Source organism: Aliiroseovarius sp. Z3, assembly GCF_029105185.1.
In the GTDB taxonomy this organism is placed as follows: domain Bacteria; phylum Pseudomonadota; class Alphaproteobacteria; order Rhodobacterales; family Rhodobacteraceae; genus Aliiroseovarius.
In genome coordinates this window covers 291,497-298,320 of sequence record NZ_JAFMZK010000005.1, presented here as the reverse complement: position 1 = coordinate 298,320, position 6,824 = coordinate 291,497, and the positions used below count along the sequence as shown (strand labels likewise).

9 protein-coding genes are annotated in these 6,824 nt (G+C 53.3%); all 9 read right to left on the bottom strand.

Features of this window, described 5'->3' with window-relative positions:
• Nucleotides 1–194: 194 nt before the first annotated feature.
• Nucleotides 195–1,340, bottom strand: a complete 1,146-nt coding sequence (gene mobV, locus J3R80_RS11500; protein WP_275393919.1) for a MobV family relaxase — start codon at nt 1,338–1,340, stop codon at nt 195–197.
• 252 nt (nt 1,341–1,592) lie between these two features.
• Entirely contained in the window at nt 1,593–1,796 is a 204-nt protein-coding gene (locus tag J3R80_RS11495) for a hypothetical protein (protein ID WP_275393918.1), read from the bottom strand.
• A 58-nt stretch (nt 1,797–1,854) separates the two neighbouring features.
• Entirely contained in the window at nt 1,855–2,259 is a 405-nt protein-coding gene (locus J3R80_RS11490) for a hypothetical protein (protein ID WP_275393917.1), read from the bottom strand.
• 5 nt (nt 2,260–2,264) lie between these two features.
• Nucleotides 2,265–3,269 (bottom strand): type IV secretion system protein, encoded by a 1,005-nt coding sequence (locus tag J3R80_RS11485; RefSeq protein ID WP_275393916.1) that lies wholly within the window; start codon nt 3,267–3,269, stop codon nt 2,265–2,267.
• Between the two features lie 2 nt (nt 3,270–3,271).
• Nucleotides 3,272–3,766 (bottom strand): hypothetical protein, encoded by a 495-nt coding sequence (locus J3R80_RS11480; protein ID WP_275393915.1) that lies wholly within the window; start codon nt 3,764–3,766, stop codon nt 3,272–3,274.
• Nucleotides 3,763–4,134, bottom strand: coding sequence for a hypothetical protein (locus J3R80_RS11475; RefSeq protein ID WP_275393913.1), 372 nt, complete (start codon nt 4,132–4,134; stop codon nt 3,763–3,765). Before J3R80_RS11475 ends, J3R80_RS11480 begins: the two co-directional genes overlap by 4 nt.
• Before the next feature lie 490 nt (nt 4,135–4,624).
• On the bottom strand, nt 4,625–4,831 hold the full coding sequence (locus tag J3R80_RS11470) for a MerR family transcriptional regulator (protein ID WP_275393912.1): 207 nt from the start codon (nt 4,829–4,831) through the stop codon (nt 4,625–4,627).
• Nucleotides 4,832–4,917: 86 nt separating this feature from the next.
• Nucleotides 4,918–5,625: a hypothetical protein gene (locus tag J3R80_RS11465; RefSeq protein WP_275393911.1), complete on the bottom strand. Its 708-nt coding sequence runs from the start codon at nt 5,623–5,625 to the stop codon at nt 4,918–4,920.
• A complete protein-coding gene (locus J3R80_RS11460; RefSeq protein ID WP_275393910.1) occupies nt 5,622–6,803 on the bottom strand; it encodes a site-specific integrase in 1,182 nt (393 codons plus the stop codon). The genes J3R80_RS11465 and J3R80_RS11460 overlap by 4 nt, the downstream gene beginning before the upstream one ends.
• Nucleotides 6,804–6,824 lie beyond the last annotated feature (21 nt).

Genomic DNA, 6,824 nt, shown 5'->3' with positions numbered 1-6,824 from the left:
GCACCGAAGCACCGAAGCACCGAAGCACCGAAGCACCGAAGCACCGAAGCACCGAAGCACCGAAGCACCGAATTTCGGCAAATTTTGACGCGGCAGGCAAGAAATTTCGTCTGGTAACGGCTGTCATATGACGACTTTAGCTGGCCTCGCCTGAGCTATGCAGGGCTCCGCTCGGCCAGCTTGAGCCATGCACGTTAAAGGTCCAAATCTGTTTCGCTCTTTTGCTCCCGATTTTTTCCCAATTCTATTGGTTCTAGCGAAAAATCCTGAACAAGAGACGTCTGAATCGTTTCTTTGGCTGCGTCCGGTAGCTTTCCCCAAGAACGTTTCGTCTCACTGACAAACCTGTCGATCAGGCCCTCTTGATCCTCCTTCGCACTGCGGAGAATGCCATCGAGGGCGCAAAGAGCCGCAACTCCGAGGCTAGAACGATCTGCAACTTCGCGACTGGCTTGCACTTCTTTGCGCGCGTCCGTCAGTTGCATCTGCAAATAGTCAATATCGCGAGACATTTCCTGCCGTTCGACCAGCGAGACCGCGATTGTTTGGCGAAGAGTTTCGCTCGCCTCAGCAGAAGCACGCTCACGCCAATCTTCATCTTTTTCGGGCAATTCAGAGCCTGCACCGACCGAACGCTCTGGCAGTTCAACGGAAATTTGATCTAAAGCCGCCAACTGAGCATAGTATTTCTTGATGCTTTGATGGGTTGCACCAGAACGTTCCAACCCGCGCTCAAGTCCGAAGTTTGCCCCCACCCGCGTGGCAAACTCCGTCTGCATAGCAGACAGCTGCCCTTTGCCTCCGATCAATCCACGTGCATTCAGCCGCCCACGGTGATCGATCGGAATAATCAGGGCCTGAAGGTGAGGTGTCGTTTCGTCATCGTGGATTACAGCCGAGAGGATGTTTTCCGCGCCGTGACGCTCTTTCAACCAATCCAGGGCTTGTTCGAGATAGGCATTTGAATTCTCGGCCCCAATCCGTTCCATCGCTTCTGGCGAGGCTGTTACCACATACTCTAAAGCCCGCACTGCGTTCTTTCGCACCTTTTCGGGTGCCCGAGCATTCCACAGCTCTGCTATCTCTTCAGATCCAGTAGCTCCCAAAAGAACCTGATTGCTATCCTTACGGTTCGGGTCGGCATTGTCGGCATCTCGCTCTCGAAAATTGTGACGCGCCGCCGCCGCCAAATCGCCGGCTGTCTTGATCTTTTTCACGCGAAGGATCGCATACCGCCTTTGACCCTTCGGCGGACGGGCTCTTGGCCCACGCGTATCAGATGAACCTGGAGCGAAGCGGGATTTCAGTGGTTCGAGCTCTGGTACGATTTCATTGTTCATAGTGAGGTCCTCAATCGATATTTTTTAAATGTCCACTCACTAGACAATTTGCTTCGCAATTGTCGTTCGACCCGATCTGGTCGGGTACTTGGACATTTAAAACCACTCTTTCCGCCTTTCCGCTTTTCCGGTTTTCCGGTTTTCCGGTTTTCCGGTTTTCCGGTTTTCCGGTTTGAAGCAATTACTGACATCCTGAGGTGTCAAGAAGATCCAGAAATTCAAACATCAAACGGCCCAGATCATCAGGTTGGTTCACTCTTCATCGCGGTCCGAGTATGAAAGCTCCATCTCTCTGCCATCATGGCTGCGCCGCACCCAAACGCCATCTGAACGGCGCTGGATAAGAGGTATTCCACGCATTTGTTGGTCTCGCAGGAGTTTGCGCTGTTTGGCTTGGATGCTGCCCAAATCTGCTTTGCATTGATCATTGGTCATACTGCCCTCACGCTTCGTCATGCTAGTGCTGCTCCTTGCCTAAAAACTTGCCGCTGCCTGCAATCTTTGATTGTAAACATCAAAGATGTTCTGCCCGTCCTCGCCAGATTTCCGCCCATCCATTTGCGTCTCTGGAGGCGGCTCGCTCACTCAGCTCCGCGGCTGCGTACTTTCGAACAAATCTATGCGCCTGCTCGTCCTCATATGCACTCGTCAATTCAGAATCCGACGGAACAATACCGCTGCAGACGACGCGAAAAAACGCTATGGGCGCAAACACGAAAGCGAGAACGACGGCAACTTTCACCGAAGCTTTGACGTATGCCTCACCATCTTCGAAGATCGATATCCCTTGAATGGCCGAAAATGCAAAACCCACGGCGACGGCAATGATGGCAGCTATTAAAATCGCCCAAGGAGAGCGTGAAAAATCGAGTATCTCGAGCTGATCATTCACTGCCGCCAACACAACTTTCCAACTCATGATCACTACCTCATTCGTGACGCGAGATACCGCACCTTATCCACGGTATTGTAGCCGACTTGCCGCGCGGCTGAAGACGCCTGCGGTAGTTCTCGGCCAATTCCCGCTTCCGCTGCTCCCCTCATACCAGCCCCTACATCCCGAACCGCACCAGAGCTGAGTCTCGCTGCTCCGGTGCCCATACGCTCAGCATTGCGGGCGACGGCTCCGATCTCAATGCGCGTTTGGGCCAGTGCTTCGGCCCATCCCGGCACCTGGCGAAGCAATAGCAGCCCAAGCCCCATGGCGAACACAAACCCGAGCGCATCTCCGATAGCTGCCACATTTTCGCTATTGCCTGGCGAAAGTTGATTTTCGAAAGCGATCACAACCCCCAACGCGGCGGCGACCAACAACGATACCATCGCAGCCCCCAGCGAGACCTTAATCCACCCCTCGAAAAGTGGTGCCGATTGCTTGAACAAGGTGGCAGCGATTGCGACCGGCGCGACCACGATCATGACTGCAAGAACTGTCTTGGCGATGATCAGTATCCCGACGGCCACTACCAGCGTGATCATCGTCACGCCCACGATAGCGATGCTAGCGAGTGCACCAGAAATGTACCCGCTGCCATCAACCACGGCCTGCCCAAGATCGAGGCTTTCCTGAAGGAGGCGATCCAGTTCCGGATAGAGACCGGCAATATCCTGACTATACCCGAGCGTTGAGAGCACCACACCGCCGATTTGTTCCGGTGCCTGCGTCAAAGCCATGTAGACCAGCGAAAAATTCGCCCAAGAAGGCAGGAACACCATGACCACCGAGAGGCGGACGATCAGATTCACGCCATTTGCCAAAGACATCGGAACCGCCTGGATCATCAGATTTATTCCGAGGATCGCGATGACAAGAACCGCTGAAAGCTGGAAGGCAGGCATCAGCGCCGCGCCCACTTGATCGTAGGCGCTTTGACCGACTGAAGCGACGACCGTGTCAACAAACGCCATGAGGGATGCAATGTAGTCCACAATCAATCTCCTTGGCAGTTTGCGTTTCGGAACTCGGTATAGCGGCCGAGAATGTCTGAGAGCTCTTGAGATCTCCAATCGCGTAGCTGAATAACATCATCCTGCGTAAGCTCGTTAGGCGATTTTCCCAAATGCCCGATAACGAAGTCGGAGAAAGGCCAATCGAACATGCAAGAACAGCTGCCTTCCTCAAGAAAGCGCTTTTGCGCGGCGATCTTATAAGCTTGTTCGATGTGCATCCGGTTCGCAAAATGCTGGGAGAAAACTGGTAAGTCCGGCACGAACATGCTGCATGTCGATGCCGTTGGCTGGAACACCCACATTCTGCGACGGCGGATCTCTTTCATCGCAGCCATCAGGTTTTCTTGATCACCGGCTTCAATCGCATCTCGCACGGCAGTTTTCAACTCTGGTTCGGAAAGGCTCGCCAACCGTTCAGCTGCAACTTGGTGGGTTGTCACCAGCAGCAACAAAGCCGCAAAGGGTAGGCATTTCATCGTAAAACTCCTGCCGAACGCGCCTCTTCAAGCGATAGATAGCCACGACTAATGGCCTCTTTGGCCTGCCTCTCGGTAACATGCGCGCACATCCAACTGCGCTCCTTCACCCATTTAGCAATTTGTTCATAGTGGCGATCGGCTCTCGCCATTTCTTCCTCTTTTTCCGCTCGCAATTGTTCCACGCGCTGCACCCATTTTCTCTGCCGGAACCAGTTGTCTGAAAAACTGACCTTGGACCTCGTGAAGCCTGCGCTTTCTCTCGCATAAATCTCGACGGCGGCGATCAATTCGCTCACTTCGTAGCCTTCTTCGACAGCCGATGCTGCCTCTTTGAGAGTAACCCCCTTGTTACGACGGCGATCCACAGGAAAAGCATCCCAGACTTCGTCGATGTCCCTTGCGCGTGTAGGTGGTTCTTGGATTGTTTTAGGGTGGTTTGGGGTCCGCTCTGGGCGGGGTACCGGGTCCGGAGAGGGCCCAGTACTAGGTTCACACGGAACCCCGTCCTCTGTGGCCCCCCTCAAATCTGGAGTATCATCCGGTGGTTCCGCGATAGGCTCCAAATTGCCAATCCGAGCGAGGTCTAAACGATAGATGACCGTGTAACCATTCTTGCAACGGCGCCTTTGGCCAGTCTCGACCAAAAGACCCTCCTTCACTAGTTCGCCAACGGTTCTTTTGACGGTGCTTTCACCAAGCTCGGTGTGCCGTCGGATGTACCCTTTGGAGCAATAAATTCCCGAACCATCATCACTCGCCTTATCGGCTAGAAGCATGATGATTTGCTTACGCACGGGGCTGCCGAATTTTCTAACCGCACAAAGGTTTGCGACTTTCCAACTCATGATTTTGACCTCAGCCAGCCGGAGAAACGCGGTTTTCTTCGACAAATGCGTTCAAGTCAGTGCCCAAGTATTTGACCCGTCGCCCAAACTTTACGAAAGCCGGCCCAACCCGACGATGGCGCCATTGCGCCCGCTTGTTTCTCGATGCAATCAGATCCAACTCTGGATCGGTATCATCGTAGATGCGTTCATTTTCAAAGATTTGCTTCTGCATCATTCAACCTTCTCCCAGTTATGTTACTCTGGAAAAGGTTTCATAGAGTTCGGTTCAATTTAATCCGGATCGCAAATCCGGATAATAACCTATTGAAAATCAAGAAGTATTGGTTGTGAAGGTGGGCGCATTCTGATCGTGCGTTTAGCAAGCAGTCGGTCCCACATGTAGTTGGCAAACTCTGGAAAATCCCCAGGTGAAATAAGGGGATTCTGGGACGGAGGGAGATGTGCCGCCCAAGCTTGGTGATCAAAGCGACGATAGTAAATATACACGTAGGGCAGCACGGTTTCATAAGACTTAAACCGCTTTTCAAAGGTATCCGTAGACAGATGCCTGTAGGCGGATGGCAGCGCTGCTGTGTCTGGCAAACTGGAGGCGCAGTTCTTGCGGAGTTCCGACATGTCAGCTCGCTTTAAACGGAAAGTGTTGATAGCCTTCTGGATCGAATGCGCTTTGCCATGCCCCTTCAGCATGAACTCCAGAGCTATCCCAAGAGGAAACAGCTCATCTCCACAAATTTTTGGCCAGTGACTTTCCGCTTTTAGGAATTCGATCCGTTTTGGATCTAGTGCAGTGGCAATCGTCTGATAGCCGAGTTTGGCAACTGGTGTCATCCGAGTTAAATTATCCCTTGTCCAATGCGAAACCTCATTCCCGAGAGCCCCAAGCATAAGATCATTAAAAGTCAGGCGATAACGGGTCGCAATTAGGAGGGTTTTGACTGCTAGCCACCGAGCTTCACATTCAGATACGAACTCAAATTGGGAAGTACGTGCAACGAGGATTTGCTTCATAGCTTAACCTCACGGGTACAGTGTAAAGACCATTTTTCCATGAGGATCTTCCGCTGCACCAGAAGATCAGAGCGCGCATAAGCCCGCTCGACTTCGGTCCCTACTTTGTGTCCAAGACTCATTTCCGCGACTTCTCGAGGAGCGTCGCCTTTCTCGGATGCCCAATCACGAAACGCAGATCTGAACCCGTGGACGGTGACGTTTTCGACGCCCATTCGTCGAAGCAACATCAGCATCGACATGTTCGACAATGGCTTGTGTCGACGCTGCCCTTCAAAAACGCATTCTGATCGCAACGCCGTCAGCGGTTCGAGTACCTCAAGCATTTGAGCGGTAAGCGGCACTCGATGTTCAGCCCCGGTTTTCGTCCGTTCCGGTGGGATGATCCACAGCAGATCATCAAAACTGAATTCGTCCCACGAAGCGTGCAAAATCTCACCGGTCCGACAAGCCGTCAGACATGTGAACATCAACGCACGGGCGGCCGTGCCCTTTTGCTCGGACAGTTGGGCATAGAATGCAGGCACATCCTGCCAGCGCATCGCGTTGTGGTGTTTCACCTTCACCTTCACGCGCGGCAGCACACGTGCATCCATCACCACCGTCACGGGGTTTTCCCCTTCGCGATAGCCCCGTGATCGCGCCACATCGAGTACTGCCTTCATCCGCTGCGCCACCCTGCGCGCAGTTTCATGCTTCTCGGTCCAAATTGGAGACAGCACCTGCAAGATTTCCGGTTGGTCGATATCCGAAACTGGCATCCGGCCGATCTTGGGGAAGGCATAGTCGGCAAGCGTGTTGATCCACTGTTGCCCGTGCTTCGGGTTCTTCCAGGTGGGCAGCCGTTCAATATGGACTTGCCGAGCGACCTCTTCGAAACACGGCACGTCCTGATCACGGTGGTATTTCGGATTCAACCCTTGCTTGGCTAGGCGGCGATACTCCAAGGCCCGCTCTCGTGCGACATTGAGTGTCACCACATCCGCGCCACCGAGGCCGAAATCTGTACGCAAAGGCTTTCCCTGGCGATTCCGCTGCCCTTTAACCGTGACACGTACAATCCAACGTCTTGCACCGGACGGGTCGACAACAAGATACAGCCCGTTACCATCACCATGCCGGCCTGATCCGAGCGTTCGAACGAGATTCTTGGTCAATTTCCCCGCCAGATAGGCCATGAAGATACCACCTTTCATACC

What these genes read in the sequence shown, in the direction of transcription:
- mobV (WP_275393919.1), bottom strand. Translation starts at nt 1,340, where the DNA reads ATGAACAATGAAATCGTACCAGAGCTCGAACCACTGAAATCCCGCTTC.
- J3R80_RS11495 (WP_275393918.1), bottom strand. Translation starts at nt 1,796, where the DNA reads ATGACGAAGCGTGAGGGCAGTATGACCAATGATCAATGCAAAGCAGAT.
- J3R80_RS11490 (WP_275393917.1), bottom strand. Translation starts at nt 2,259, where the DNA reads ATGAGTTGGAAAGTTGTGTTGGCGGCAGTGAATGATCAGCTCGAGATA.
- J3R80_RS11480 (WP_275393915.1), bottom strand. Translation starts at nt 3,766, where the DNA reads ATGAAATGCCTACCCTTTGCGGCTTTGTTGCTGCTGGTGACAACCCAC.
- J3R80_RS11470 (WP_275393912.1), bottom strand. Translation starts at nt 4,831, where the DNA reads ATGATGCAGAAGCAAATCTTTGAAAATGAACGCATCTACGATGATACC.
- J3R80_RS11465 (WP_275393911.1), bottom strand. Translation starts at nt 5,625, where the DNA reads ATGAAGCAAATCCTCGTTGCACGTACTTCCCAATTTGAGTTCGTATCT.
- J3R80_RS11460 (WP_275393910.1), bottom strand. Translation starts at nt 6,803, where the DNA reads ATGGCCTATCTGGCGGGGAAATTGACCAAGAATCTCGTTCGAACGCTC.